The sequence below is a fragment of the Planctomicrobium aquicomposti genome (assembly GCF_051466325.1).
In the GTDB taxonomy this organism is placed as follows: Bacteria; Planctomycetota; Planctomycetia; order Planctomycetales; family Planctomycetaceae; genus Planctomicrobium.
On the sequence record NZ_CP195792.1, the window covers coordinates 1,141,116 to 1,165,365 of the forward strand.

The 24,250-nt window shown below is 58.8% G+C and carries 31 protein-coding genes and 1 tRNA gene; 5 read left to right on the forward strand and 27 right to left on the reverse strand.

Going from position 1 to position 24,250, the window contains the following annotated elements; genetic code table 11:
* Positions 1 to 44: 44 nt before the first annotated feature.
* The 21 genes from rpsE to SH664x_RS04405 form a co-directional block, all read right to left on the reverse strand.
* The gene (gene rpsE / locus SH664x_RS04305; RefSeq protein WP_437205335.1) at positions 45 to 530 is read right to left on the reverse strand and encodes a 30S ribosomal protein S5; all 486 of its coding nucleotides are present in this window, start codon (positions 528 to 530) and stop codon (positions 45 to 47) included.
* Positions 531 to 649: 119 nt separating this feature from the next.
* Positions 650 to 1,018 carry a 50S ribosomal protein L18 gene (rplR, locus tag SH664x_RS04310; protein WP_437205337.1) on the reverse strand — a complete coding sequence of 123 codons (369 nt, stop codon included), beginning with the start codon at positions 1,016 to 1,018 and terminating at the stop codon, positions 650 to 652.
* A gap of 88 nt (positions 1,019 to 1,106) precedes the next feature.
* Positions 1,107 to 1,652, reverse strand: coding sequence for a 50S ribosomal protein L6 (rplF, locus tag SH664x_RS04315; RefSeq protein ID WP_437205339.1), 546 nt, complete (start codon positions 1,650 to 1,652; stop codon positions 1,107 to 1,109).
* A 72-nt stretch (positions 1,653 to 1,724) separates the two neighbouring features.
* On the reverse strand, positions 1,725 to 2,120 hold the full coding sequence (rpsH, locus tag SH664x_RS04320) for a 30S ribosomal protein S8 (protein ID WP_437205341.1): 396 nt from the start codon (positions 2,118 to 2,120) through the stop codon (positions 1,725 to 1,727).
* A 106-nt stretch (positions 2,121 to 2,226) separates the two neighbouring features.
* The gene (locus tag SH664x_RS04325; RefSeq protein ID WP_437205342.1) at positions 2,227 to 2,412 is read right to left on the reverse strand and encodes a type Z 30S ribosomal protein S14; all 186 of its coding nucleotides are present in this window, start codon (positions 2,410 to 2,412) and stop codon (positions 2,227 to 2,229) included.
* Between the two features lie 65 nt (positions 2,413 to 2,477).
* Positions 2,478 to 3,032, reverse strand: coding sequence for a 50S ribosomal protein L5 (gene rplE, locus SH664x_RS04330; RefSeq protein WP_437205344.1), 555 nt, complete (start codon positions 3,030 to 3,032; stop codon positions 2,478 to 2,480).
* A 66-nt stretch (positions 3,033 to 3,098) separates the two neighbouring features.
* Positions 3,099 to 3,464 (reverse strand): 50S ribosomal protein L24, encoded by a 366-nt coding sequence (gene rplX, locus SH664x_RS04335; protein ID WP_437205346.1) that lies wholly within the window; start codon positions 3,462 to 3,464, stop codon positions 3,099 to 3,101.
* 2 nt (positions 3,465 to 3,466) lie between these two features.
* Positions 3,467 to 3,841: a 50S ribosomal protein L14 gene (gene rplN, locus SH664x_RS04340; RefSeq protein WP_437205348.1), complete on the reverse strand. Its 375-nt coding sequence runs from the start codon at positions 3,839 to 3,841 to the stop codon at positions 3,467 to 3,469.
* A gap of 69 nt (positions 3,842 to 3,910) precedes the next feature.
* Positions 3,911 to 4,267 carry a 30S ribosomal protein S17 gene (gene rpsQ, locus SH664x_RS04345; RefSeq protein ID WP_437205350.1) on the reverse strand — a complete coding sequence of 119 codons (357 nt, stop codon included), beginning with the start codon at positions 4,265 to 4,267 and terminating at the stop codon, positions 3,911 to 3,913.
* 73 nt (positions 4,268 to 4,340) lie between these two features.
* Entirely contained in the window at positions 4,341 to 4,544 is a 204-nt protein-coding gene (gene rpmC, locus SH664x_RS04350) for a 50S ribosomal protein L29 (protein WP_437205351.1), read from the reverse strand.
* A 106-nt stretch (positions 4,545 to 4,650) separates the two neighbouring features.
* Entirely contained in the window at positions 4,651 to 5,073 is a 423-nt protein-coding gene (rplP, locus tag SH664x_RS04355) for a 50S ribosomal protein L16 (protein ID WP_437205353.1), read from the reverse strand.
* Entirely contained in the window at positions 5,012 to 5,713 is a 702-nt protein-coding gene (gene rpsC, locus SH664x_RS04360) for a 30S ribosomal protein S3 (RefSeq protein WP_437205354.1), read from the reverse strand. The genes rplP and rpsC overlap by 62 nt, the downstream gene beginning before the upstream one ends.
* A gap of 48 nt (positions 5,714 to 5,761) precedes the next feature.
* Positions 5,762 to 6,106 carry a 50S ribosomal protein L22 gene (rplV, locus tag SH664x_RS04365; protein WP_437205356.1) on the reverse strand — a complete coding sequence of 115 codons (345 nt, stop codon included), beginning with the start codon at positions 6,104 to 6,106 and terminating at the stop codon, positions 5,762 to 5,764.
* A gap of 46 nt (positions 6,107 to 6,152) precedes the next feature.
* Positions 6,153 to 6,422 carry a 30S ribosomal protein S19 gene (gene rpsS / locus SH664x_RS04370; protein ID WP_437205358.1) on the reverse strand — a complete coding sequence of 90 codons (270 nt, stop codon included), beginning with the start codon at positions 6,420 to 6,422 and terminating at the stop codon, positions 6,153 to 6,155.
* A 72-nt stretch (positions 6,423 to 6,494) separates the two neighbouring features.
* On the reverse strand, positions 6,495 to 7,367 hold the full coding sequence (rplB, locus tag SH664x_RS04375; RefSeq protein WP_437205360.1) for a 50S ribosomal protein L2: 873 nt from the start codon (positions 7,365 to 7,367) through the stop codon (positions 6,495 to 6,497).
* A gap of 66 nt (positions 7,368 to 7,433) precedes the next feature.
* Positions 7,434 to 7,739, reverse strand: coding sequence for a 50S ribosomal protein L23 (gene rplW, locus SH664x_RS04380; protein ID WP_437205362.1), 306 nt, complete (start codon positions 7,737 to 7,739; stop codon positions 7,434 to 7,436).
* A gap of 58 nt (positions 7,740 to 7,797) precedes the next feature.
* A complete protein-coding gene (gene rplD / locus SH664x_RS04385; protein ID WP_437205364.1) occupies positions 7,798 to 8,457 on the reverse strand; it encodes a 50S ribosomal protein L4 in 660 nt (219 codons plus the stop codon).
* Between the two features lie 54 nt (positions 8,458 to 8,511).
* Entirely contained in the window at positions 8,512 to 9,249 is a 738-nt protein-coding gene (gene rplC / locus SH664x_RS04390) for a 50S ribosomal protein L3 (protein WP_437205366.1), read from the reverse strand.
* A 122-nt stretch (positions 9,250 to 9,371) separates the two neighbouring features.
* Positions 9,372 to 9,689, reverse strand: a complete 318-nt coding sequence (rpsJ, locus tag SH664x_RS04395; RefSeq protein WP_437205368.1) for a 30S ribosomal protein S10 — start codon at positions 9,687 to 9,689, stop codon at positions 9,372 to 9,374.
* Between the two features lie 172 nt (positions 9,690 to 9,861).
* Positions 9,862 to 10,962: a hypothetical protein gene (locus SH664x_RS04400; protein WP_437205370.1), complete on the reverse strand. Its 1,101-nt coding sequence runs from the start codon at positions 10,960 to 10,962 to the stop codon at positions 9,862 to 9,864.
* A gap of 15 nt (positions 10,963 to 10,977) precedes the next feature.
* Positions 10,978 to 11,496 carry a hypothetical protein gene (locus SH664x_RS04405; RefSeq protein ID WP_437205371.1) on the reverse strand — a complete coding sequence of 173 codons (519 nt, stop codon included), beginning with the start codon at positions 11,494 to 11,496 and terminating at the stop codon, positions 10,978 to 10,980.
* 275 nt (positions 11,497 to 11,771) lie between these two features.
* On the opposite strand from SH664x_RS04405, the gene rpsR reads away from it, so the two are divergent.
* Complete coding sequence (rpsR, locus tag SH664x_RS04410; protein WP_437205372.1) at positions 11,772 to 12,050, forward strand: 30S ribosomal protein S18; 279 nt, start codon at positions 11,772 to 11,774, stop codon at positions 12,048 to 12,050.
* A gap of 141 nt (positions 12,051 to 12,191) precedes the next feature.
* Complete coding sequence (locus SH664x_RS04415; protein ID WP_437205374.1) at positions 12,192 to 12,956, forward strand: YggS family pyridoxal phosphate-dependent enzyme; 765 nt, start codon at positions 12,192 to 12,194, stop codon at positions 12,954 to 12,956.
* Positions 12,957 to 12,962: 6 nt separating this feature from the next.
* On the opposite strand, the gene SH664x_RS04420 is transcribed toward SH664x_RS04415, so the two are convergent.
* The 4 genes from SH664x_RS04420 to SH664x_RS04435 form a co-directional block, all read right to left on the reverse strand.
* A complete protein-coding gene (locus SH664x_RS04420; RefSeq protein WP_437205376.1) occupies positions 12,963 to 15,041 on the reverse strand; it encodes a TolC family protein in 2,079 nt (692 codons plus the stop codon).
* Between the two features lie 168 nt (positions 15,042 to 15,209).
* Entirely contained in the window at positions 15,210 to 15,338 is a 129-nt protein-coding gene (locus SH664x_RS04425; protein WP_437205377.1) for a hypothetical protein, read from the reverse strand.
* A gap of 14 nt (positions 15,339 to 15,352) precedes the next feature.
* Positions 15,353 to 16,693, reverse strand: coding sequence for a pyridoxal phosphate-dependent decarboxylase family protein (locus tag SH664x_RS04430; RefSeq protein WP_437205379.1), 1,341 nt, complete (start codon positions 16,691 to 16,693; stop codon positions 15,353 to 15,355).
* 3 nt (positions 16,694 to 16,696) lie between these two features.
* Positions 16,697 to 17,494: a class I SAM-dependent methyltransferase gene (locus SH664x_RS04435; protein ID WP_437205380.1), complete on the reverse strand. Its 798-nt coding sequence runs from the start codon at positions 17,492 to 17,494 to the stop codon at positions 16,697 to 16,699.
* A 384-nt stretch (positions 17,495 to 17,878) separates the two neighbouring features.
* Here SH664x_RS04435 and SH664x_RS04440 point away from each other — a divergent pair, with 384 nt between their 5' ends.
* The 3 genes from SH664x_RS04440 (at position 17,879) to SH664x_RS04450 (ending at position 20,988) form a co-directional block, all read left to right on the forward strand.
* Complete coding sequence (locus SH664x_RS04440; RefSeq protein ID WP_437205381.1) at positions 17,879 to 19,480, forward strand: NAD(P)/FAD-dependent oxidoreductase; 1,602 nt, start codon at positions 17,879 to 17,881, stop codon at positions 19,478 to 19,480.
* A 132-nt stretch (positions 19,481 to 19,612) separates the two neighbouring features.
* Positions 19,613 to 20,548, forward strand: coding sequence for a peptidylprolyl isomerase (locus tag SH664x_RS04445; protein ID WP_437205383.1), 936 nt, complete (start codon positions 19,613 to 19,615; stop codon positions 20,546 to 20,548).
* A 354-nt stretch (positions 20,549 to 20,902) separates the two neighbouring features.
* Positions 20,903 to 20,988, forward strand: a tRNA-Leu gene (locus SH664x_RS04450).
* A 341-nt stretch (positions 20,989 to 21,329) separates the two neighbouring features.
* On the opposite strand, the gene SH664x_RS04455 is transcribed toward SH664x_RS04450, so the two are convergent.
* Positions 21,330 to 22,370, reverse strand: coding sequence for a PIN/TRAM domain-containing protein (locus SH664x_RS04455; RefSeq protein ID WP_437205385.1), 1,041 nt, complete (start codon positions 22,368 to 22,370; stop codon positions 21,330 to 21,332).
* A 474-nt stretch (positions 22,371 to 22,844) separates the two neighbouring features.
* Positions 22,845 to 24,077 (reverse strand): DUF1559 family PulG-like putative transporter, encoded by a 1,233-nt coding sequence (locus SH664x_RS04460; protein WP_437205387.1) that lies wholly within the window; start codon positions 24,075 to 24,077, stop codon positions 22,845 to 22,847.
* Positions 24,078 to 24,250: the final 173 nt, after the last annotated feature.

A 24,250-nucleotide genomic window follows, 5' to 3' on the forward strand; every position in this document is an offset into this window, starting at 1 on the left:
GTAGCTCTACTCGAAATTTCCGCAGCTGATCACACCGACGAGGATCAGATCTCCACGCCCCGGAGACGGGCAACGTCTTCCCGGGTCCGCAGCTTGGCAAGAGCGTCAAATGTCGCCTTGACTAGATTGACCGGATTCGAAGAACCGCGGCTCTTGGAGAGAATGTCTTTGATACCTACCAGCTCCACCACCGACCGGACGGTCGCACCGGCGATGATCCCGGTTCCGGGAGCCGCTGGAATCAGCACCACGCGAGACGCCCCGAAGCGGCCCTCGACCTGGTGCGGGATCGTTGTATTCTGCATCGAGACCCGTTGCAGACGGCGATTTGCCTGCTTCGTGGCCTTCTCGACAGCGATCGGAACTTCCGATCCCTTGCCGTACCCATAGCCGACGCGGCCGCTCTCATCGCCGACAACCACGAGAGCTGCGAAACTGAAACGACGTCCACCCTTCACGACGCACGCACAGCGTCGGATCTGAACGACACGTTCCGGATTCTTCGAACCTTGTCCTGACTCTGAAGCCACGAGGCTACTCCTGGGAGAATTCTTTTGTCTCGAATCAGCCGGCAGTCAGTCGGGAGAACCCGCACGACGTTCAGACTGACAGAAATGTATTCCTGCGAACCGCCTGTTGGCGGCAACGATTAAAAATCCAAACCGGCTTCGCGGGCGGCGTCGGCCAGAGCGGCGACCCGACCATGATAGCTATATGAGCCACGATCGAAAGCGATCTGCTTGATCCCGGCCGCCTGGGCCCGTTCTGCAAGGGCCTTGCCGACCCGTGCAGCGGCAGCTTTGTTTCCGTGACACTTGCCGACACCGCCGAGGCTCGCCTCGTTGGTGCTGGCCGAAATCAATGTCCGTCCCGCTTCATCATCGATGATCTGGGCGGAAATATGCTTGTTGCTGCGGAACACCGAAAGACGCAGCCGACCAGCGGTCGAGCGGATCCGGTTCCGGGTGTGATTCGCCCGTCGCCAGCGCTGCTTTGCGATGCGTTGTTGAACTCTCATGTCTTAGCCTGCCAGTCTCTTCCCGGGATGTACCGTCCGGGCTTGAATGTCAAATAACGCCGTGAGAACCGCGTCTGCCGAACTCACGTCAGCTACCGAATGCCTTACCGGCCTTCCGGCGAACGACTTCGCCCACGTAACGGATTCCCTTGCCTTTATAGGGCTCGGGCGGACGAACCCGACGGATATTCGCAGCAAACTGACCGACGGCATGCTTGTCGGCGCTTTTGAGGATAATTTGCGTTGGGGCGGGGATTTCGCAGAGGACGCCGGTCGGAATCGGAAGCTTCACGACGTTGGCATAACCGACCTGCAAAGCAACGGTCTTCCCCTGCAGGGTCGCCTGATAGCCGACACCCTGAATCTCGAGACGCTTCTCGAAGGGGGTCTGAACTCCCTGAACCATGTTGGCAATCAGAGCCCGGGTCAGCCCGTGCAGCGCCCGATTCTGGCGCTGATCATCCGGACGTTGTACGACGATCTGGCGACCATCGGCATCCCATGCCACAGTGATGTTGGGGTGCCATTCGTGAGCGAGCTCGCCGTTCTTCCCCTTCACCTTGACGGTGTTACCCTGGATAGCGACATCCACTCCGGCAGCCACAGGGATCGGCTTCTTACCAATTCTCGACATCTTGATACTCGTTTCGGGTTCGTTAGCCAGCCGTGGTCCAACGGCGACCGTGACCGCAGAAAATAACTACTATTACCAGACTTCGCAAAGGATCTCGCCGCCGACGTGCTTGGCCTTGGCTTCGCGGCTGCTCAGCATGCCCTGATTCGTCGAGAGGATGGTAATTCCCATTCCCTGCATCACGTCGGTCAGCTTCCGCGACTCGGAATAGACGCGGCGGCCAGGCTTGCTGACACGGGTCAGCTTCTGGATGACCCGTTCACCGGTCGGACTGTACTTGAGATGGATTTTCAACGTGGCCTGTGGCTCACCGGGGACCACTTCGAAGTCCCAGATGTAACCTTCACGCTGCAAAACTTCAGCGATGCCGACTTTGACCTTCGAGGTCGGCATTTCGACGTACGGATGCTCGATCATCAGGGCATTCCTGATACGGGTGAGCATGTCGGCAATCGGGTCGGTCATCATCGGAAGTTTGTCCTCTGGAAGCAGCAATCCGCTTCCGTCAACTCTGCAAAAGATTGAATCAAATCGTCATGTCGGCCGGCATGAGTGCCAGGCGACTGAAGGGAGACTACCAGCTGGCCTTTTTGGCACCGGGGACCAGTCCATTCAGGCAGAGCTTGCGGAAGCAGATGCGGCAGATTTTGAACTTCTGGTAAACAGCCCGGGGCCGTCCGCACAGTTCACAGCGACGGACGATCCGGCTGCTGAACTTCGGCTTACGCTTGGATTTTGCTACTTGAGCTTTGGTCGCCATGTCAATTGTTCCTGGTGCCTGTGATCCGGGCGAATTCTACTGCCCGGCGGGCAGCCGACTGTTGTTTACTTCTTGGACCCGGGTTCACGGAACGGCATGCCGAATTCCTTCAGCAGCAGCCGAGCTTCGTCATCCGTCTTGGCCGAGGTCACGATTGCGATATTCATCCCCTGGATATTCTTCACCTTGTCGGCGTTGATTTCCGGGAACACCACCTGTTCGTTCAGACCGAGGCTGTAGTTCCCCCGACCGTCGAACGCTTTCGGGTTCACTCCGCGAAAGTCACGGACGCGAGGGAGAACCAGTGTAATCAAGCGATCGAGAAATTCATACATCCGCCCTTGGCGGAGTGTCACGCAACCCCCGACCCGCATCCCCTCGCGGAGTTTGAACTGCGCGATGGATTTTCGAGATTGACGGACGGAAGGCTTCTGCCCGGTGATCTGACCCAGGTGTTCCATGGCTTCATCGAGGATTTTCTGATCCCCGATCGCCTTGCCGACACCCATGCTCACCACGATCTTCTGCAGCGCCGGCAAGCTGTGCGGATTGGTCCGTCCCAACTCTTTGGCGAGCTTGGGAGCGATCTCCGTACGATATTTTTCCAGAAAACGGGACATGTGTACCCAACCTCAATCCAGCCAGATTTTGATTTCGCTGCGTCAGACGCGCGAGAAAAGTCTCAACTACTTCGCTGCTGTGGCCTTGGCATATGCCGGACGGGGAGGGCTGACCTGCCCCACGGTTTTGCTGCATTTGCGGCAGAAACGCTCTTTGGCCCCGGCGGCAGTGTAACGCAGTCCGAGACGAACACCAGCGTTGCAGCTGGTGCAGAAGAACATGATGTTCGAACTCTGAATCGGCTTTTCCATCCGCAGGCGGCCCCCTTGAGGGCTCTTGGGATGTCCGCGACGGACATGCTTGTAAACCAGGTTCACACCTTCGATGACGACCTTCTTGCCGCCATCCAGTACCTGTTCCACGACGCGCGGAGTGTCGCTTTTGTCGTCGCCGGCAACCACCAGCACCATATCACCACGTTTGATTTTCATCGTTACACCACTTCAGCTGCGAGGCTGATAATCTTCATGTACCGGCGATCGCGAAGTTCGCGAGCCACAGCGCCGAAAATACGAGTACCGCGCGGATTGCCATCGTTATCGACGAGCACGATAGCGTTGCTGTCGAAGCGGACGTAGCTACCATCTTCCCGGCGAGTGCCGTAACGGACCCGTACAATCACTCCGCGGGTGACCCGTCCCTTGCGGAACGCTTCCGGTGCACCGGCGATGGACTTCTGGATACTGACGACAACGACGTCTCCGAGGCTGGCGGTCCGTCGCTTGGTGCCACCCAGCACGCGAATGCAGCGGACCGTCTTTGCGCCGGTGTTATCCGCAACATCCATAATTGTTTGCATCTGAATCATGACGACAGCACCTTCAAACTGGCTCTATCTGCGTATCACTTCGCGATCGGCACGAGTCTCAACGGAGACCTAGGACTTCGGTCCCTCGGTCGCGGCACTGACCGCTGCCTGATCGATGTCCGTTGCGGCGGAACGGGCGGCTGACTGAGCAGCCACGTGTTCACGAGCGAGGCGGCTTTCGATCTCATCGACACTGGTCACCACGCGGAGAAGTTCCCAACGCTTGGTCGCCGATTTCGGGGGGCATTCCACGATCTCGACCGTGTCGCCAACCTTTGAGACGTTCTTTTCATCGTGCACATAGCAGACGGTCCGGCCGCGGACGATCTTCTTGTACTTGGCGTGCTGGTAAACGCGCTCAACGTCAACGCGTCGAGTCTTGGCGTTGCGGTCACTGACCACGGTTCCGATCAAAGTTCGTCGCATCTCAATTACGCCTGGTCGGCTAAAATGTTTTTGTGTCGATCACGGGCCGGCCGCGAATCGATAGATCAATGAATTACTTGGCAGCCTTCAATTCGCGCTCGGTCAGAATCGTCTTCAACCGGGCAATCGAACGTCGCAGCTTCTTCAGGTTGCTGGGGGCGTCCAGCTTCTCGGTCGAGGCCTGAAATCGCAGCTGGAACAGCTCCTGCTGAGTCTGCTTCAGCTCAGACTTCAGCTGCTCGTCGTTCATCTCTCGAAGTTCTTTGGCCTTGGACATCACTCTACTCTGATCTTGATTTCAAATCGCTCGCGCGAAGACCGAACCCAGTAAGACAAGTCGCAGTGGCGATAACCCGCACGTCAAGGGTGCGGGTCACGGATCACTATGTTCCCGGCTGGCGCTCGACCAGGCGGACGCGAACCGGAAGCTTGTGGGCCACGCGGTTGAAACAATCGCGTGCAGCTTCCTTGTTGGCTCCAGCAATCTCAAACAGCACGGTACCGGGCTTCACGACAGCCACCCAGTGATCCGGCTCCCCTTTTCCCTTACCCATACGAGTTTCGAGCGGACGGGCCGTTACCGGCTTATCCGGGAACACCCGAATGTAGACCTTACCGCCCGAGCCGCGAATATACTGCGAGGCTGCAATACGGCAGGCTTCAATGGTTACCGCGGTCACATGGCCAGGCTGGGTCGATTGCAGGCCGTATTCGCCGAACACCACCGTGTTTCCACGGGTGGCATTACCTTTTATGCGACCTCTTTGGTTTTTTCGATGCTTGACCCGTTTCGGCATAAGTGCCATCGGTATTTTCCTCGTCCGTATAGTCGCCTAAGTCGACCCAAACTTTCACGCCAATAACGCCCTGTGCCGTTTTGGCTTCCGCGAAACCGTAATCCACATGCCGTTGCAAGGTCGACAAAGGAATCGAACCTCGGCTGGCCTTCTCGTTGCGGGACATTTCTGCTCCGCCCAACCGGCCTGACAGCTCGACCTTGACTCCAGCCACACCCGCTTCCATCACTTGATCCAGCGTCCGCTTGATCGCCCGACGGAAACTTCCCCGTTTGTTAAGCTGCTGAGCGACGTCTTCGGCGATCAGCTGAGCCCGACGGAACGGGTTGTTGATTTCAATAATCTTGACTTCCATCCGGCGTCCGAAGGTGTCTTCGAGCCGGGCCTTCAGGCGGTCGATCTCCTGACCCTTGCGACCGATAATGATCCCCGGCCGGGCAGAGTGCAGATAAAGGACGACCTGATCACGGGTCCGCTCAATCTCGATCTTGTCGAGAGCGGCAGACTTGTATTCTGTGTTGACGAACTTGCGAATCTTCTGGTCTTCGACCAGGAGATCACCGAATTCTTTCTTGGACGCATACCACCGGCTGCGCCAGTCTTCGGTGACCCCGATGCGGAATCCCAGAGGATGTGTCTTCTGTCCCATGAATGAATCTCTCGCTAGATCACGCCGCTAAGTCGTTGGGTGATTGTCTTACTGCACTTCAGGTGCGTCGATCGCCACGTGAATGTGAGCGAACCGACGACGAATGACGAAAGCCATCCCGCGGGCACGAGGACGCATCCGCTTGAACATCGGGCCGCCATCCACCTGGCAGTCGACGATCGGCAGGTTGTCCACATTGCGTGCGCCCCGATCCTCTGCATTGGCAGCTGCACTCCGCAGCACCTTTTCAAGGAAGCGGGCACCCCGATTGGGGACGTACTTCAAGGCTTCCAGCCCTTGCTGGACTGACATGCCGCGGATCAGATCCGCGAAAGGACGGACCTTGGTCGCGGAAATACGTGCGAAACGGTGTGAGGCTCTAACGTGTGACATCTTCGATTTGCTCCTGACTCCCCAGCAGACGGCGAAACGCCATTGACTACCGGTTCCCCTTGGCTCCGTGACCACGGAACGTACGAGTGGGAGCAAACTCTCCCAGCTTGTGCCCAACCATGTCTTCCGTCACATACACCTGGAGGTGGGCCTTGCCGTTGTGCACCAGGAACGTATGACCGATGAACTCGGGCGAAATCGTCGAACGACGTGCCCAGGTCTTGATCTGCTGCTTGGAACCCGAGGCGTCGAGCCGGGCGATCTTCTTCAGCAGGTTTTCATCGACATACGGGCCCTTTTTCAGTGACCGACCCATACTCACCTCTCCAGTAACTCTAATTCAATTCTGCAGCGGCCAATCTGTCCTGCTCGCTGCCCGATGTTCCAATCAAATCTTCTTCAGGCCGTTTCGACGTGACCGACGACGGCGAATAATCGCCTTCGACGATGACTTCCGACGCTTCCGGGTATTCCCACCCTTGGCCGGTTTGGCGGTCGGGCTACACGGATGGCGACCACCGGACGTACGGCCTTCGCCCCCACCCATCGGGTGAGCAACAGGGTTCATGGCCACACCGCGGACGTGAGGACGACGCCCCTTCCAGCGGGTACGGCCTGCTTTACCCAGGTTAATCTTCGAGTGATCGGCGTTACCGAGAACACCAATCGTGGCACGGCAATGACCCGGCAGACGACGAACTTCGCCCGACGGCAGAGTGATCTGTGCCCACTCTTTTTCAGCAGCATTCATCACAGCCCGGTTTCCGGCACTGCGAACGAGCTGGCCTCCACGGCCAGGCTGCATTTCAATATTGTGAATTTCAGTTCCCGGAGGAATCTTCGACAGCGGAAGGCAGTTCCCGACCTTCGGCTCTGCATCCGGGCCGTTCATGACCACGTCGCCCGCCTTGAGACCATCGGGTGCCAGGATATAGCACTTCTGGACGGTCTTCGTTTCCGGGCACTCGAATTCCAGCAGTGCAATGCGGGCACTGCGGTTCGGATCGTATTCGATGTGAGTCACGTTGAACGGGATTCCGTTCAGCACGCGCTTGAAGTCAATCTTCCTGTACAACTTCCGGTGTCCACCCCCACGATGGCGGGAGGTAATCTTCCCGTGGTGGTTGCGACCGCCGGTGCGGGTCAGGCGAACCGTCAGCGATTTCTCGGGTCGTTTCTTACGGTCCGTAATCTCTGCGAAGTCGCTGACGGAAGCGCCGCGACGTCCAGGAGTAACCGGTTTGTAAAAGCGAATTCCCATTTGACTCAGTCCAGTTCGTCCGCGTTGATCTCATTGAGGGCAGGAGCAAATCCTGCTCTCGGAATCCTAGAAGAAGTTGATGCGATCATCTTCATGCAACTGCACAATCGCCTTCTTCCAATCCGCTGTATGTCCCATCAGGGTTCGACTCCGGCGTGGCTTGCCGCGACGGGTCTGTGTCCGGACATCAACAACCCGCACATTCCACAGCGATTCGACAGCTGTCTTGACGACAGCCTTGTCGGCCTGCGGATGCACTTCAAACGCATAGGAATTGAAGCGCTGAGACTGGTGCACACCTTTCTCGGTGACGAGCGGACGCACGATCACCTGGTGCGGTTCCAGTTGAATTCCCGACGAAACATACGACATCTGACTTCTCCACAGGTCACTGCTCAAAATTCGCTCCTGCCCACGTGGCAGCGAACAATCATCCTGCAGTCACCGCCTCTTTCTGAGCTGCACGTGCCTGATCAAGAGCTTCACGCGTAATTAGCAACCGCTTCTGGTGCAGCAGTGCGTAGGCGTTGAGGTCCTTGACCGGCGAAATCCACAGATTTTCAATATTCCGGCCTGACTTCCAGGTCTTCAGGTCATGCTCGGGGATGACCAGCAGACAGGAGTCGGCAGCCACACCGAGGGCCTTCAGCATCTCGGCAATCGTCTTCGTCTTGACTTCGTTGACAACGAAGGAATCGAGCACGATCGCTTCCTGATCCTGAAACTTGCTCAGCAGGGCCATCCGGGTTGCGAGACGGATGGCCTTCTTCGGCAATCGGTAGCTCCAGTCCTTCGGCCGCTTTGCGAAGGTATGTCCACCCCCACGACGAATCGGGGACCGCTTCGTTCCGACGCGGGCATTCCCTGTTCCCTTCTGGCGGAACAGTTTCTTGGTGCTGCCGGCCACTTCGCCGCGGGTCTTGGTTTTGACCGAACCTTGACGCTGATTGGTCTGGTACATGACAACGACGTCATGCAGCAGCTGCTTGCTGACGCGATCCGCCAGCTCAGCGCCATCGAACGTGTAGGTTCCGGCGTCTTTGCCATTCATTCCGCGAACCGGTGCGGAAATTTTTGTTGTGTCTGCCATCGCTGGTACTTTCAGCATGCCGGGGTGAAAGAGCCCTGGCCACTCCTGACTGAACTATTTCGCCACCCGAATCATGACGTAACCGCCATTCGGCCCGGGGATGGCACCACCCACCAGAAGCATGTTGTTTTCTGCGTCCACGCGAACCACGCGGAGGTTCCGCACGGTGGAGCGGGTGTTGCCGTACTGGCCGGCCATCCGCCGACCCTTCTTGATCATGCCGCTGGTACCGCGATTCTGGGAGTTCGAACCGATACCCCCCACGCGGCGATGCACCTTCTTTGTACCGTGTGCACTTCCCTGGCCCTGGAAGTTGTGCCGCTTCATGGCACCGCTGGTTCCACGCCCCTTGCTTGTTCCGACGACATCCACTTCTTTGACGCCGTCAAACAGGCTGGTGGTCAGAACCTGTCCCACTTCGAGTGAGGCCTGTTCGCCATCGAGGCGAAACTCACGCACGAACCGCTTCGGCTCGCAGTTGGCCTTGGGGAGTGCCTGCACTCCGGCTTCAGCCAGGCGGCGCTGCCGCTTGCTTTTCAGCACAGCCACGTGACCCCGCTCAGCGCGGTTGGCACGATTGCGATTCCGCTGGTCCTCCGAACGAGCCTTGTCGCTCTCGCTCAGTTTGTCGTCGAAGCCGAGCTGCACCGCTTCGTAACCGTCCCGCTCCTGAGTCTTCAGTTGCAGCACGGCACAGGGGCCCGCTTCGATCACGGTGACCGGCACGAGTTGGCCGTTTTCACCGTAGACCTGCGTCATTCCGATTTTTCTTCCGAGAAGCCCGACGGGCATGGCTCGACCTCTTCAATGATTTCGCGTCATACATCACAACAAGGCGGGCAGCCGGCGAAACATCATCGCCCAACTCCCAACTGGCACCACCATCGCCAGCACGGCGAAAGCGACTCCGCGCCTTACGTGGATGCCTTGATCTTGATGTCCACACCAGCGGGCAACGAGAGCTTGTTCAGAGCGTCGATCGTCTTGCCTGTTGGCTGAACAATGTCAATAACACGCTTGTGCGTGCGAATCTCGAACTGTTCCCGAGACTTCTTGTCAATGTGCGGACTCCGCAGAACGGTGTACCGCTCGATCCGCGTCGGCAGCGGGATTGGTCCATGAACAATGGCACCCGTCCGCTTCGCGGTGTCAACAATGTCGGAAGCCGACTGATCAAGGATGGTATGGTCAAAAGCCTCCATCCGGATCCGGATACGTTCATTCGCAGCCACTGGTCAGCATCCTTCGCCTTAACGTACTCGCTTCAAACGCTTTACAATTTCGACAGCTTTCCCGCAGATGGGGGAAACGGAGGATGTTAGTCGCCTCTTTTCACTTTGTCAACGAACCACGCGAGCGGAATGACCTGATTTGTGCTGATTCGAAGCGATCCCGTGGCTTTTTTCAGCTTTCTTCTTCAGCAGGATGTGCGGCGGCATGCAGGATCAGCCGGGGAATCCAGCGGATGAGGTAGTAAATGCCCATTAATCCAAGCCCGTTGAGGATCAGGGTTGTTACCAGCATGGTGTTGGTATTCGTCGTCCCCGAGCGGTCGAGAAGTTCACCTGCCAGTCCGTTGACTGCCTGAAATCCACCGATCCAGAGTGAACCCTGGATGGCAACTGCGAAGGGAAGCGTTTTGGGCGTTCCGAGTTTCGTGGAGAGGGCGATGACAAGGCCCCAGTGGAGGGGAAATTGAATACAAATCGTGAGCAGCGCTAACAGGATGAGTCCGTAGTGGTCCCGGGCAGCTTGCCAGGTTTCACTGGCGTTCAGGCAGGCTGCCAGTCCCAGGCAAAACACCGCAAGCGGACCTCCCACGGTCCACCCGAGTGCTGCTCCTTTGAGTTTCTCGCGGAGCAGTTCCCAGGTGGTCAGTGGCAGCAGGACGATGGAGTCCAGCGTGTTTTGTCGGCGTTCATCTGCAATCAGCTGTGCTAGTGAGTAGCTGATCTGGGCGAGGAGCATGAGGCCGCCGGTAAGCCCGGTCGCGTTGAGCTGTCGCAGCGCCGTGCTCAGGTCCGGGGGGCTATGGTCGATTGTTGCGAGCCCAATGAGGAGTGAGGCGAAGAAGTAGCAGAGGCCGATCTGCAGGAGCCCGGTTGTGCCACCCGTGGCGTATCGGAACTCTTTGCAGGCAAGTGCGTTGTTCCATGTGCGAGGGCGTGTGCAGATTGCCGTGCCGGGAAGCTCCAGCTCTGGCGGTGGGGAAGGTGCCGCGGGGACGCCGTCCTGGATCGGTGCCAGAGGCTTGCCCCGTCCCTCTGTCGGGTAGCGAAGTACTCGGATTCCCAGCCGGGCAAAGAGGGAAATCGGAATCCCCAGAAGCAGCAGTGCCACGGAAAACTGCACAAGAGAGGCAGTTCCGGCTGCCAGCGCAAGGGTCAGCCCGACAGGAGTATAGGGGGTGATGGGAGAAACCAGCGATAGAATTCCGCTCGCCACCTTCGGAGCAATTCCATCGGCGATGCAACCTTGGGCAACCGCAGCGACAACATTGGGCACGAAGCAGAAAAACAGCTAAATCGCCCACGCGAAGATCCGTGCGATCTGGAATCGGCCCGCGGCGAGTGTGGCGTAGGACTCCACTCCCCCCACTGTCAGGGAAAAGGCCACGAGATAGGTCATGGCGGGGGGGATGGTTTCCCACCGCAGCCCGGCAACAGCCGTTCCCAGGGTCAGCAGGGGGAGGAACAGCAGGAAAATAGCTGCCTGCAGGAGCACCGGTGGAATTGCGGTCAGCCAGAAGACGCCTGCGGAATTCAGCTGGGTCAGCAGCAACAGCTCGTGAATTCCCTCAGAATCCTGCGATGCCCCGCGGCTGATTCGCGTGGCGACACGAGTCGCAGACAGTGCCAGACCGAAGCCGAAGAGAAACGCGGCCGACCGATTTCCCGGACTGGAGACTCCAGCAGCGATCTGGCCGCCGATCGAGCACAATCCGGCGACCCATCCAGCCGCCTCGGCCCAGAACTTCCAGCGCCGCATTTGATGAAGTGTGGCGTACAGCAGGAATCGGGCAAGCTGTCGCCATTTCATGGAAGTTCCCCAAGGGGTGGAATCGCCATAGAGAGTGGATTCAGATTACGTTACGTGAGGGTGGCAGGCAATTCGGGGGGATTCCGGTCAATTTCTTCCGTGTCGGCGTCGAATCACTCTGGGTGAGGCGATTTTTTTCTCCCAACGGCCTGTGCGGGTATCACTTCCGCAGGAATACGGGGAAACGTGGCTGTGACCAGTTGCAGCGTTCACGCTGATTCGCCATAATGCCCGATTCCTATTTGAACCCTAGCAATGTGTCCCGGGTGTGATTGATGGCGACGCTGAACAAAGTTGATATCCGCAAGATTCGTAAGAAACGTGCCCGCCTGAAGCGGAAGCTCAAGTGCCGTTTCTGTCCGGATGGGATCATTCCGCGTCCCGTCTATGTGGACTACAAGGATATCAAGACCCTGAAGCAGATGGTCGACCGCGAAGGTCGTATTCTGCCCCGTCGCCGCACCGGCACCAGCGCCATTTACCAGCGTGCTGTTCGCGCCGCTGTGTTGCGGGCCCGCTTTATCGGGCTGCTGTCTTACGTTGCGGAAGAGTGATCCGCCGTCTTCTGTGATTCGCACAGCAGAGCGTGAGACGATCGAAATGAGACGGGGAGAGCTTTGGGCTCTCCCTTTTTTTATTGGTGAGTCCGCTTCTCGCGGGACACCTTATTCTTCGGACATGACGACGAGTCACTGATGCTGCCACTCGTACGTGACCGCATTGCACTCAATCTGGCCGGCATTCGCGAGCGCATCGCTGCCGCCTGTGCCCGGGTGGGGCGTGCTCCGGACGAGGTCCGACTCGTGGCGGTGACCAAGTATTCTCCGCTGGCGGCAATCCAGGCGCTCACATCGCTGGGGCATGTCGATCTCGGGGAGAACCGCCCTCAGCAATTAATGGAACGGGCGCAGGCTCTTGCCGCAGGCGAAACATCCGATCTCTCCTCCGCTGCAGCAGCCCCGATCCGCTGGCACCTGATTGGTCAGCTGCAACGGAACAAGGTACGGGCCGTTCTTCCGTATGTGGCGCTGATTCACTCCGTCGATTCTCTCAAGCTGCTGGAGCGGATCAGCCAGATCGCCGGGGAATTGCAGCTGCAGCCGCGCGTCCTGCTCCAGCTGAGTCTGGCCGGCGAAGAAACAAAAAGCGGCTTCACCGCAGCAGAATTGCGAGCGGAGTGGTCGCAGCTGAGCGCGCTCCCGCATGTGCAGCTGTCGGGGCTGATGACGATGGCGCCGCTGACGGAAGATCATGATCTGATCGACCGGACGTTTCGCTCGCTACGGGAACTACGCGATGAGCTGCAGGCGGGCTCTCCCCAACTGAAGCTCACAGAGCTTTCGATGGGGATGAGCGGAGACTTCGAACAGGCCATCGAAGCGGGGGCGACGCTGATCCGGATTGGTTCCACGCTGTTCGCCGGAACGGATGAGCTGCTCTCCCGCTCGCCCGTCGAGTGACCCTGGCTACTCCGGAAAGGGAGGAGGGAGCGCGGGAGCCGGATTCACGGGGGCTGCGATCACGGGCTCAGTGTTTACCGCGGTCGGCAACGGCGGTTCCATCGCCGGCGGCAGACCGTTGAACGGCGGCTCGGTTCCGGTGGAAATCACTCGGTGTTCCGGCAGGTGTTGACCGTGGAGATTGATGCGTCGCTCGAGCCGCTCCAGAGCATCTTCGTAGGCGGTGTTCGGCCAAGGACCTTCGGAGAGATGGACTCCGGCGTATTCCAGCAGTGTCCCTTTCTCGAAGTGGACGTTCTTCACGGCGTTGTTGTATTCGATCACGCACTGATAGTAGTTCGTTTCGGATGCCGCCAGTCGACGCTGGGCATCGAGAACAAGATTCAGGGGAGCCTTGTCCGCTTCAAAAGCTGCCTGCAGGGCTTTGACCCGTTCGCGGGCCGCTTCGCGCCGGTTGTAGACGGTCAGCATCACCTGATAGGCCCGGTCGATATCGGCCATTGCGTTGCTGAGGTCATGGACGACCCGCTGTTCCTGTTCCTTCAGCAGCGCCTTTTCGCGGGCGAGCAGGAACTCGGCATTGCGGACCGCCGCGTGTCCCTGTCGAGAACCGAAGGGAAAGGCCATTTCCACACCGAACCGCGATTCCTGAAAATCGCCGCCGATCAGATTGTCGTAGGCGCTGGAGAACCGCTGAGGATTGTTTTCCAGCAGCAGGTCATTTCCGAATCCACGCCACCGCTGCAGTGCCACGACATCCAGATCCGGAAGGAGGAAGTTGCGACTGGCCAGGAGTTCGAGCTCGCGGCGTTTGACCATCCACTTCTGGCGACGCAGTTCTGACCGCTTCTCCAGTGACTCGCGCAGGCTCAGATCCCAATCGAAGACAATCTCCGCCCGGGTCGGTTCTTCGCTCGGTCGCAATAACTCGTGATCGCTCGTGGCGATGCCCATCAGGAAGCGCAGCCGCCGTTCGGCGACATGGACTCCGCCGATCGAGCGGAAGGTCCCGCCGCTGCTGCCGTTAAAGGTGCGGGTTCCATCGATCAGCCGACCGGTCAGAGCGTTTTCGACTTCTTCCTGAAAGCGGTAGTACTGCTCACGGGCTTCGGCCTCTTTGTCCGCTTCGCCGCCGATTCGTCCCCGCTCGTTGAGGGCCTGGACCCGTCGCCAGGTTTCCAGCGAGGAGTTTCTTGCGGTGATTTTGGCATCCAGATCGCGGTAGGCGAAATAGAGGTCCCAGTAAGCGTTTTCCACGTCGCTGACGAAGTCCCGCACTCCCGATTCGAAGTCGGCGATCGAGACGTCGGTGTTGATGCGGGCGACGAGAATTCCGGTGTAGACCCCGGGAATTTCACTCACGCCGGCGATGCGGCCAAAGTCGATGCCCGCACCACGCAGCAGCTTCTGGCGGTATTCCATTTCAAAGTTGACGTCCCACGCAGACGGGAACATGTTCCCCGGAGCATTGTTGGCGTCGTACTCGACATTGTGCCGCAAGGCATACTGGCCGCCGAACGGGGTGCGTTTGGCAATCTGCGACTGGAAGACTCCGGTCTCCTGGGCGAGCAGGCGCGTTCCGCCGCCGAAGAACTGGTTATTCAGGGCACGGTCATTGTGTTCGTAGAACAGGCTGGTGGCGAACGTTGCATCGAACGCCGCCAGAGCCGCCTGCGGACCGAAGCGGGGGTCGGTTTCCTGAATCGCGGGGTCGTAGGTTGAACGGTTTGCGAGTGGATTTCGCAGGATGATCCCCCCCAGATCCCGGAAGATCTTGGAGTTCGCCAGAGCGGACTGCATCGTCTCCTGCAGCGTGATATCGCGGAACTCTTCCGGCGCCGGGGAATTGATGGAGATGGGGCGGGGGGTGTAACTCAGCTGCGCGATGTTCGGATCGTCAACGTCCGGATATTCGATGGCGGTGGCCGCCTGCACGTAGGGGGTGGCGCTCAAGCCGGTCGGACGCTGCGATTTGCACCCGTTGAACCCCAGAGCCAAGGCGCACAGCGTGGCTGCGCCCAGAACTTTCCAGCTGAGTGGAAAGCACTGAATGCCGGTCTGGTCTTTGAGCCGCTGGCGATCCATGCCGTCGTGCTGACTTCAATTCGTTCGAATCGGAAGATTCCGCCGATACCCGACAACAGACTCATGTGGAGTGATCGGCACGTCTGCACCGATCGGCATTGCCGGACGGATCACTTTGCGGGAATCAACCGGAGGGGAGCGGGGGTGCCCTCGCATCGTCCGTTCCTGTCAGTTGGTCCGGTCGTACCGGTCGTAGGCCCTGCCGCGATGGAAGACTTCGTCGACTTTGCCGGGCATCACGGTCATTTCGACTGCACCGATCAGCAGGGTCCTGCCGGAAAAAGAGTGGCGGGCCACGTGACCCATCTCCGTTACACGTGCACTCTCTCCAGAATGTGAATCATGTCCGGCAGCCATTCGAGATGCTCGGGTTTCATCAACGTCGAGCGCAGGCAGGTCACCTCCGGTTCATCCCATTCTGCAATTGCCTGCAGCGATTCGAGACAGCTTTGCGGGAGCTTCAGCAGGGAGAGGTGTAAGTTCTGCTCCGCAGCCGCAGCGAAGATCCTCCGCGAGGCGGCGCTCGCATCCGTAGCCCGTTCGCTGCGGACGAACCAGACCACGATATCGAGTTCGGGGTCGGTGACCGCGCAGAGTCCCGGTTGACGGTCGATCCAATTTTTCAGCAGCAGCGCCGCCTGTCTTCCCCGCTCGAGGCCTCTGGCGAAATCTCCACCCCGGATCAGGGGCTGAAACTGAATCGTCGCCCAGAGGGCCACCGCTGCCGCTCCGTCGCGCGAGCACTCCAGCGAGATTTCACCCAGATGCAGATCCTCGGATGTGAAATAGGTGTAGGGAGAATCGTGCCGATAGACCGTGGCCACTTCCCGGTCGCGGAACAGCACACACCCGCAGCCGTAGGGCTGTAAACCGTGCTTATGCGGATCGACAACAATCGAGTCGGCGAGCGGCAGGGCATCGAAGGCCCGCCGCGCGGCGGTTCCCAGATTGCGGGCAAGAGTAAAGTAGCCACCATAGGCCGTGTCGACATGCAGCCGAAAGCCATAGCGTTCCCGCAGCTCAACAAGTTCTGCCAGCGGATCCACCGCACCCAGCCCAGTTGTTCCGAGAGTGGCGACCACGGTGCCGACGTCGCCCCCCTGCAAGACCTGCTCCAGATGAGAGAGGCTCATGCGGCCTGCCGAATCAGATTCGACCTTGGAGAAGGGGACGTTGAGTACCTGGGAGAGTCGCGAATGGGTGTAGTGGGCCTGCGCTGAAGCGACGATCCGCTTTCCCAGCGTCCGCTCGCGCGCGATCCACAGGGCTTCGAAGTTGGCCATCGTGCCTCCGCTACAGAGATGGCCCAGCGGGTCAGGCCAGCCGAACATCGCTCCCAGTTGCCGGATACACTCCTTTTCCATGGCGGTACTGACCCGACCACCGTCGATGGAGTGGTTATTGGGGTTCAGGCACATCGCCAGAAAATATGCCAGCTGCGCAATTTCAGCGGGGGGCTTCATCATCGCTCCGGCGTAGAGCGGATGGTGATACGGAAAATTTTCCTGCAGCCGCACGGCAACCGCCTCCAGCACGGGGCGAATGAGGTCGGGTTGGCGTTCGACGCCTGTCGGGGGAAGATGCTCAAATCCTTCCTGCAGTCGGCTGAGAGCATTTCCCAACAACTCCAGCGATTCGCGCGAAATCTTCATTGTTTATTGTCCATCGATGCTCTGTGCCGTGACCCGGCCGTAATACAGGCGGGTTTCGTACTCCAGCTTGACCGTCCCGTTGACTTCACAATCAGAGAAAATCTGTTGAATTGCCTGCAGCAGCGGAGAGTGGCCTGCGTGTTCCGGGCCGGGCATAAACGATGAAGAGAGCACCCGTCCCTCGAAGGCCTGTTGATCGAGCAGCTGCTCACTCTTCAGTGTCTGCTCCGCAAAAGTTCCGGCATCGAAGAAGGCTTTCAGTTCTGCGGTCTGCCGACGGGTCCGCTCCCGGATTTCGAGGTAGTCGACTCCATGTTCCGCGAGCAATCGTTCATACGCTTCGAGGAACGGTGTCCCGGACTCCCGACGTTCGTTCCAGACCAGCATGACCCAGCCCCCGGGCCTGAGGATTCTCGCGAACTCGGCCCGAGTCGGCTGCAGATCAAACCAGTGGAAGGCCTGCGCGGCGGTGATCAGGTCGACCGACTGATCGGGAAGAGTGGTTGCTTCCGCCGTGCCGTCGACAGCTGTGAAGTGCGGGTCTGAAGCCAGAGACTCTTCCAGAATTTCCCGCATCGCGGCGTTCGGCTCAACGCCCAGCACCCGGTTGCCGCGAGACAGCAGCAGCCGCGAGAAAATGCCGGTCCCCGCACCAATGTCGGCAATGACCGAACGGGCAGTCAGACCAAACTGGGCGATGGCAACGTCCAGAATCTCGGCAGGATATCCGGGCCGGTACTTTGCGTAGTTCTCGACGCGGTCGGAGAAGCGCTCGAGAGGTCGCAGCGGGAGAGACGCCATTTCCACACCATTTGCCGGGAGGTCAGGAAATCCGCGGGCTGTCAGAACCTGCCCGTCAGGGGACAGATCCTTTCGCCGTTCAAGTCAGACAGCCTGACGTTCACTATACTGGGGAGTGAACCGGTTTCGACAGGCGAGCGGGGGCGATTCGCCTCGTCAATCCGTGTTGTCTGGCGGGTGTCAGGTCCCGCGACCGACTCGATTCGCCGCCAGCGGCACCGGCTCGCTGGCAGAGGTCCAGTGGCTCCGGACAACCGGTTCGCTGCGCGGGCTGTTTGCCTGCGAGGAAGCCAGCGATGCCCCTCCTCCTTGGCGTCGACTTGGTTCGTCCGGTAAAAATGAGTCCTCAACGATGTTTCTTGAATTGTGGATCCTGTGACGTTCATGCAGCTGCGACTGACCAATCTGAGACTTCCCGTAGAAGCGGCTGAAGACGAACTTCCGCGCCAGCTCAGCCAGAAATTAGGCATTCGACGCGACGATCTGGGATCGTGGCGGATTCTCCGGAAGAGTCTGGATGCCCGTGCCAAAACAGACCTCCGGTTTGTCTACACCATCGCCGTCAATGTTCCGGATGATGACCGGCTGCAAGCCCGACTCATTGCCAAACGGGATGTTGAAGCGTTTGTCGCAACGCCGTTTGACGATCCCGGCTCCGGAGCGGAGCCGATGCCGCTGCGTCCCGTCGTCGTCGGTGCGGGTCCAGCCGGACTGCTGGCTGCGTACTATCTGGCAATTCGGGGGTATCGTCCACTCGTCATCGAGCGGGGCTATCCCGTCAAGGAGCGGGTCCCCGCCATTCGGGCGTTCGATCACGCACATGCCCCGCACGATCCGGAGAACAACTATTTGTTCGGCGAGGGGGGGGCGGGCTGCTTCTCCGACGGCAAACTGACCTGCCGGCTGAGCGGACCCGATGTGGACTGGGTGCTGCGGGCCTTCGTCGATTGTGGCGGCCGCGAATCGATTCTCTACGAACATCGCCCACATCTCGGCAGTAACCGGCTGCCGCTCATCTGCCGGAACTTCCGCAGAAAGATCGAGTCGCTCGGCGGCGAGTACCGTTTCCAGTGTCGCCTGGAAGGGATCGAACTGGGTGAGAGCGGGGTGACCGGGATTCACACCTCGAGTGGATTCATCCCCACGAATCATCTTCTGCTGGGAACAGGTCACAGCGCCCGGGATACCTACTCGATGCTCTACGGAATGCGGTTGCCGATGCAGGCCAAAGCTTTTCAGCTGGGGCTGCGCATCGAACACCCGCAGGCGAACGTCAACAACTGGAAGTATGGCAAGCGGGAGTACCTCGAGCTGCTCGGCGCTGCCGATTATTCGATGTCGGCCAAGGGGACGCGCGACCTCTACTCGTTCTGCATGTGTGCGGGAGGTTACGTGATTCCCAGCGTGTCGGAACCGGGTCAGTTCTGCAGCAACGGCATGAGCAACTCGCGTCACGATACCGAATTCGCCAACAGCGGGCTGATGATCACACTGGAAACGGACCAGTTCGGCAGCGATCACCCTTTGGCGGGCGTCGAGCTGCAGCGCAAGTACGAAGCGGTTGCCTTCGAGCTGGGCCTGCGGGAATACTACTGCCCGATTCAGCGGGCCAGTGACTTTCTCAAAGGGAAATCACTGATTGGTGACCGGAGCTATCCCAGCTCGTATCAGCGGGGAACCATCAGCAGCGATCTTCGTCAGGTGCTGCCTCCCGCAGCCTTACAAGGGCTGAAGGAAGGGCTTCCCATCCTCGATGAGAAATGGCGAGGGAAGTTCCTGAAGGATGCCACCCTCGTCGGTCCGGAAATGCGCGGGAGTTCCCCGGTCCGGATGCCCCGCGACCCGATCACTCGGGAAGCGCCCGGCATGAATGGGATTTATCCCGTCGGTGAAGGGGCGGGCTATGCCGGAGGAATCATCAGTGCGGCAGTCGATGGCCTGCGCAGCGCGCGGGAAGTCGTTCGACGGTATGCGCCTGTCGGCTGAAGGTGCCAACCCGCACGCGATTGCATTTCCGCCGTGATGGCTCGTTCTGATAGCATCACCGCTGAGGAACGGAGGCCCGCCCCCATTGGAGATTTCTGTTCCGCTTCTCCGCGCCACAGGAAAGAAAACCACATGCAGCTTGCCAGAGAGTCTCGTTCCCTGTTCCCGGTGTCACGATTCGTGCTCGGCTTGCTGGTGCTGCTCGCGGTGAGCGCCCGCCTGGCTGCTGAAGAGCCCGCGGATCGGATCCTCGCCAAGGTCAACGGTCAGCCTGTGTCTGCCGCGCAGTCGCAGTTCTTTCTTGCACAGCTTCCTGCGGATGCGACGTCCGACGAAACAAAACAGCTGACAGAGCGTCTGATCGAACGGGAGCTGATTCGCCAGTACCTGCACAAACGGAAGGTGGTGGCCGATCCGCGCGTTCTCGAACATCAGGTCGCCATGTTAAAGCACGTCATTACCGCCAAGGGGGAGGACGTTGATCAGGTTCTTTCCCGGCTGAAGCTGACGGACCAATCGCTGCGGGACTATCTGTCGCTGTCGATTGCGTGGGACCAGTATGTCCGCAGTGTCGTGACCGAACAGCAGATCCGGCAGGCGTGGGATGCCGATCGTCGCGAGCTGGATGGAACCCGGGTCCGCGTCGCAGAAATTCAGCGGGTGATTCCCCGCAAGGCGTCACAGGCCGACATTGACCGGGAAATTGACCTGCTGCAGGAGATCCGGAAAAAGCTGAACTCCGGCGAACTGACCTTTGCAGCCGCCGCGAAGCAGTCTTCACAAGGGCCGACGAAGGACAACGGGGGCGAACTGGGCGAAATTGATCTCACGCTTCTCCGTGAACCCGCTGCGAGAAAAGCGATTCTGTCGCTGCAGCCAGGTGACATCAGCGAGCCCGTCCGCACCGCGACCGGCGTTTGTCTGATTCAGTTGCACTCGATCACGCCGGGGGACCTCAGCCCTGAAGATGCCCGGCCGCAGATCCTGTCCCGCCTTTCGGACCATCTGTGGAAGGAACAGGTCGAACGGGAACGGCAGCAGGCTCGCATCGAGCTGCTGCCGAAGTGAGAGCAGTCATCTGTGAGCGTCCACCGCGCTGCCTGCACCTCAATGCTGCAAACCGGGTCTCTGCGCAAGGGAATGGTCGCCGTTTCACTTGATGCCATCGTCGCCACCCCTCGCTCCTTTTTGATTCTTGATTGACACCGATCTCTCTTCACGGAGTTTTGATGTTCCGTAATTGAAATGCGGTGCACCTACAGAGGAGCGAGGCACCTGGACTCGGTCGGAATTGACGGTGCATCCCGAGCCGAATACTCTTTCGCCTGCAAGGTTGGCTGGAATCTCGACATGAGCTGTGGACGTGCCGATGCTGGTATTCGGTCGCGTTCGACGTGTGAGAGCGAGGCCGTTGCAGTCGCAGGCCGAGTGGCGGAATAGGCAGACGCTCAGGACTTAAAATCCTGTGTCCGGCAACGGACGTGCGGGTTCGATCCCCGCCTCGGCCACTTGGTATCACCAGGCTTATGGCGAAGTTTGAGTCGGCAGGATTTGGCGCATCGCGCGACTGGTAGTGCCTTGGCAGTGGACTTGGGCGCGATTACCCGTCAGGCCTGTCAAACGCGGCCCGAGTTGCTTCAACTCGATAGGGGGGGCTCACGATTGCCGCGCACTTCGCAGCGGCAAGCCAGCGCTCAATTCAGGCCCGTCACAGCCACCCGGGCACGCGCCGCTCGGGGGGGGCGGTCAGAATAGATACGCTTTGGGAGTCCCCGCTTTTGCCAAGCGGAAATGAGCATTTCAACACACGAAACGCTTGCTGCGCCGGGGCCGGAAAGAGCAACCTGCTCTAGCGATCGTTGTCGACCAGCCGTGAGAAGATCATCCGGCCGGCGCTGTTCTGCAGGACGCTGGTGACCACAGTGTCCACATCGCGGCCGATCTCCCGGTTCCCCTGTTCCACCACCACCATCGTGCCATCGTCGAGGTAACCGACCCCCTGGCCGGCTCCTTCACCCTCCTTGATGATCCGGATGCGGACGTGCTCTCCCGGAATGAATCGGGGCTTGAGAGCATTGGCAATGTCATTCAGATTGATCACCGCGACCCCCTGAACGCCCGCCAGCTTGTTCAGGTTCACATCGTTCGTCACCAGTCGGCCATTCAGCTCGCGGGTCAGCTCCACCAGTTTCTGGTCGACAGTCTTCGCACCCCGGGGCTCGAACTCATGCACACGGATGTCGACCTTGGGGTCCTGCTGCAGTTTCTTCAGAACGTCGAGTCCACGCCGCCCTCGGCTGCGACGGAGTTTGTCGTGGCTGTCGGCGATGTCTTGAACTTCCTGCAGGATGAACTGGGGGACGATGAACTCGGAGTCGACAATGTTGGTATCGACGACGTCGGCGATACGGCCATCGATCAGGGCGCTCGAATCGAGGACGAGCGGCCGCCCCCCCTTCAGCTCACGGGAGAATTCGACGTAGGGAATCACGAAACGGAACTGGTTTTTCGTTTGTAAGAGAAACGAAATGCACCAGTACGGCAGCATGAGTAAGGAGAGGAGTGTCATACCCCCCTGGAAGGCTGCTCCCTCCCTCCCGAAGATCTCGGGCATGTCGAAGAGAGGTTTCATCGCCAGGTTGAGCAGGTACGCCAGCATCACACCGATCAGCAGGCCGAAGTAAATGGCTGAGACCGTTTCCACCCGTTTGCGGGGGGTGGCGACGTCGACGAGCAGGATGAACATCGACAGGCCGACGGTCACGAAGAAGGCCTGAACCGGATAATTCCGGACGATTTCCGGGACAGAGCGTTCGTTGCGGAATGAAAATGTCGCCAATGCGCTGACGCAGATGACGATGTAGATGCCTCGGATGATAAGCAGCAGCATAGGACAATCTATTCAATGCTCAGGGGACCGATTCCCGGAAATGCCCGGCAGATGCATTCCGCTGTGACCACCCGGCACGAAACCGGGATCACCACAGAATGACCACACTGGAAGGTCGCAGGTGAACCGGAATTCTCCCTCGTAATTTTCGCTAAAAACAGCAAGTACGGCCCCAAACGTCTGCTGTCTCCAGCAGTCACGACGTCGCAACACCAATCAGGGTCATGCAATATGCCGAACTTTCAGGTTGCCCAACCTGTGAGTTGTTCACTGGGCATCATAGTTGGATCAGCGGATGAATACTACCGGAGCTATGGAACTGTCGCAATTTGAGACGAGCACGGGTTCGGTGAGGGAGGGGCGTTCGAACGCGAAGTGACGATCGTCAGACCAGCAAATGACAAAAAAACAGCGGCCCGAGAGGACTCGGACCGCTATTTGTCGAATCTACTTCAGGTAAGCGTGACGCAGATACTAGTAGTCTGTTCCAGAGAGGATCGTTTGCCCATAGATATTCCCGTTTGGCGAAAGCAGCCTGGCGTAGACACCGTCATTAATAGTCTGTGAAATCGACCGACCGCTCCCGTCGCAAAAGATAACGTTCACGATCTGTGGGTGGAAAGAACTGGGGCGGGGAGCGGTGCCTGAGTCTGCGGAAAGATTACTGTTAATGCGGCTTGAACGCTCCGTGATTGACGTTGACGAAATTGGATCTCCAGAAAGCAAGAATCCAGCAGTCCCAATACCCCCAGAAGTGTCTGTCGACGAATTCTTGTCTAAATTGTCAATTGGGGTCCCTGGCGTTGTATCGGTGACACAAAGGCCGAAACCGACATCTCCAGTGGGAGCCCCTTCATAAATCGGATTGGCGCTTGAACCGCTGTTGATTGGAGGCGGAAGCCAACCACCGTTGTTGATGTTTTCGGAGATCATAATTGTCTGAGTCGTTCCGTCTCGCATACGATCAACAACCATTTTCTGAGAAGTCGGATTAAATGGAATCGAATTGTCGGATGTGCTCTGGCTCCCCTGTCGCCAGAATACACCAGTTGCTACGGTGCGTTTGGCGTATTCTTCATTGGACTTGGTTGTGCTTCCATCATCCAATATTTTCCATTTGTAGTAAACAGCTGCAGAGGGCGAACCCGCTTGGGTTTGAATTCTATGGACTGTATCTGATGCAGCGGTACTCCAAAGTGAGGAGCCTATATAACCTGCATTCGCTGCAAAGCTGAGGGAGCCTGCATTCTCCGCGGTTTGGTCATCCGGGCAGGTGTAAACCTTGATGTTAATATTGCGAAGAGGAGACAAGCCTGTGAGATCATTGACGTTTGTGGTCTTATGGGGGTCAGTGAGGTCGTCGTAAAGACCGGCTTGCTCCAAATAGGGAAGCAGCAAGACGGTCCAAGGGGCGGGTGAACGCATTGCATCTGTTCGGGGACCGGCCCCGGCTTCAAAATAATCCACTTTGCCCACGAGTGGTGGAAACTCACCATTATTAGCGGTGACATAACCCAAGGTCGCAATCCCGACGTTTCGCATATTGTTGAGGCAGGTCATGCGTCGTGCTGCTTCACGGGCATTCTGCACACCGGGCAGAATCAACGACGCCAGCACCGCGATGATGGAGATCACCACCAGCAGCTCGATCAGAGTGAACCCGCTCCGACGCGGAGTTCTGGTTTGCAAACGACTTCGACTTTTCATGGTTCTCTCCGCCTGGTCGAGGGGCTGCTCGTGGAACAATTCCCAATCAACTTCGCCCCGAATGAAATACTAATCCAATTCCCCTGACGTTCGCCAACACGGGAGGTTCGGGAAGCTGGCGGCTCGACCGGGGACAGCTGCTCGAATTTCATGCTGGGACTGTTTCATCACTC

Excerpts from the sequence above, each read along its gene's own strand:
- rplR (WP_437205337.1), bottom strand. The coding sequence starts at position 1,018 with ATGAGAGTTCAACAACGCATCGCAAAGCAGCGCTGGCGACGGGCGAAT.
- rplF (WP_437205339.1), bottom strand. The coding sequence starts at position 1,652 with ATGTCGAGAATTGGTAAGAAGCCGATCCCTGTGGCTGCCGGAGTGGAT.
- rpsH (WP_437205341.1), bottom strand. The coding sequence starts at position 2,120 with ATGATGACCGACCCGATTGCCGACATGCTCACCCGTATCAGGAATGCC.
- SH664x_RS04325 (WP_437205342.1), bottom strand. The coding sequence starts at position 2,412 with ATGGCGACCAAAGCTCAAGTAGCAAAATCCAAGCGTAAGCCGAAGTTC.
- rplE (WP_437205344.1), bottom strand. The coding sequence starts at position 3,032 with ATGTCCCGTTTTCTGGAAAAATATCGTACGGAGATCGCTCCCAAGCTC.
- rplX (WP_437205346.1), bottom strand. The coding sequence starts at position 3,464 with ATGAAAATCAAACGTGGTGATATGGTGCTGGTGGTTGCCGGCGACGAC.
- rplN (WP_437205348.1), bottom strand. The coding sequence starts at position 3,841 with ATGATTCAGATGCAAACAATTATGGATGTTGCGGATAACACCGGCGCA.
- rpsQ (WP_437205350.1), bottom strand. The coding sequence starts at position 4,267 with ATGCGACGAACTTTGATCGGAACCGTGGTCAGTGACCGCAACGCCAAG.
- rpmC (WP_437205351.1), bottom strand. The coding sequence starts at position 4,544 with ATGTCCAAGGCCAAAGAACTTCGAGAGATGAACGACGAGCAGCTGAAG.
- rplP (WP_437205353.1), bottom strand. The coding sequence starts at position 5,073 with ATGGCACTTATGCCGAAACGGGTCAAGCATCGAAAAAACCAAAGAGGT.
- rpsC (WP_437205354.1), bottom strand. The coding sequence starts at position 5,713 with ATGGGACAGAAGACACATCCTCTGGGATTCCGCATCGGGGTCACCGAA.
- rplV (WP_437205356.1), bottom strand. The coding sequence starts at position 6,106 with ATGTCACACGTTAGAGCCTCACACCGTTTCGCACGTATTTCCGCGACC.
- rpsS (WP_437205358.1), bottom strand. The coding sequence starts at position 6,422 with ATGGGTCGGTCACTGAAAAAGGGCCCGTATGTCGATGAAAACCTGCTG.
- rplB (WP_437205360.1), bottom strand. The coding sequence starts at position 7,367 with ATGGGAATTCGCTTTTACAAACCGGTTACTCCTGGACGTCGCGGCGCT.
- rplW (WP_437205362.1), bottom strand. The coding sequence starts at position 7,739 with ATGTCGTATGTTTCGTCGGGAATTCAACTGGAACCGCACCAGGTGATC.
- rplD (WP_437205364.1), bottom strand. The coding sequence starts at position 8,457 with ATGGCAGACACAACAAAAATTTCCGCACCGGTTCGCGGAATGAATGGC.
- rplC (WP_437205366.1), bottom strand. The coding sequence starts at position 9,249 with ATGCCCGTCGGGCTTCTCGGAAGAAAAATCGGAATGACGCAGGTCTAC.
- SH664x_RS04405 (WP_437205371.1), bottom strand. The coding sequence starts at position 11,496 with ATGAAATGGCGACAGCTTGCCCGATTCCTGCTGTACGCCACACTTCAT.
- rpsR (WP_437205372.1), top strand. The coding sequence starts at position 11,772 with ATGGCGACGCTGAACAAAGTTGATATCCGCAAGATTCGTAAGAAACGT.
- SH664x_RS04415 (WP_437205374.1), top strand. The coding sequence starts at position 12,192 with ATGCTGCCACTCGTACGTGACCGCATTGCACTCAATCTGGCCGGCATT.
- SH664x_RS04420 (WP_437205376.1), bottom strand. The coding sequence starts at position 15,041 with ATGGATCGCCAGCGGCTCAAAGACCAGACCGGCATTCAGTGCTTTCCA.
- SH664x_RS04430 (WP_437205379.1), bottom strand. The coding sequence starts at position 16,693 with ATGAAGATTTCGCGCGAATCGCTGGAGTTGTTGGGAAATGCTCTCAGC.
- SH664x_RS04435 (WP_437205380.1), bottom strand. The coding sequence starts at position 17,494 with ATGGCGTCTCTCCCGCTGCGACCTCTCGAGCGCTTCTCCGACCGCGTC.
- SH664x_RS04440 (WP_437205381.1), top strand. The coding sequence starts at position 17,879 with ATGCAGCTGCGACTGACCAATCTGAGACTTCCCGTAGAAGCGGCTGAA.
- SH664x_RS04445 (WP_437205383.1), top strand. The coding sequence starts at position 19,613 with ATGCAGCTTGCCAGAGAGTCTCGTTCCCTGTTCCCGGTGTCACGATTC.
- SH664x_RS04455 (WP_437205385.1), bottom strand. The coding sequence starts at position 22,370 with ATGCTGCTGCTTATCATCCGAGGCATCTACATCGTCATCTGCGTCAGC.
- SH664x_RS04460 (WP_437205387.1), bottom strand. The coding sequence starts at position 24,077 with ATGAAAAGTCGAAGTCGTTTGCAAACCAGAACTCCGCGTCGGAGCGGG.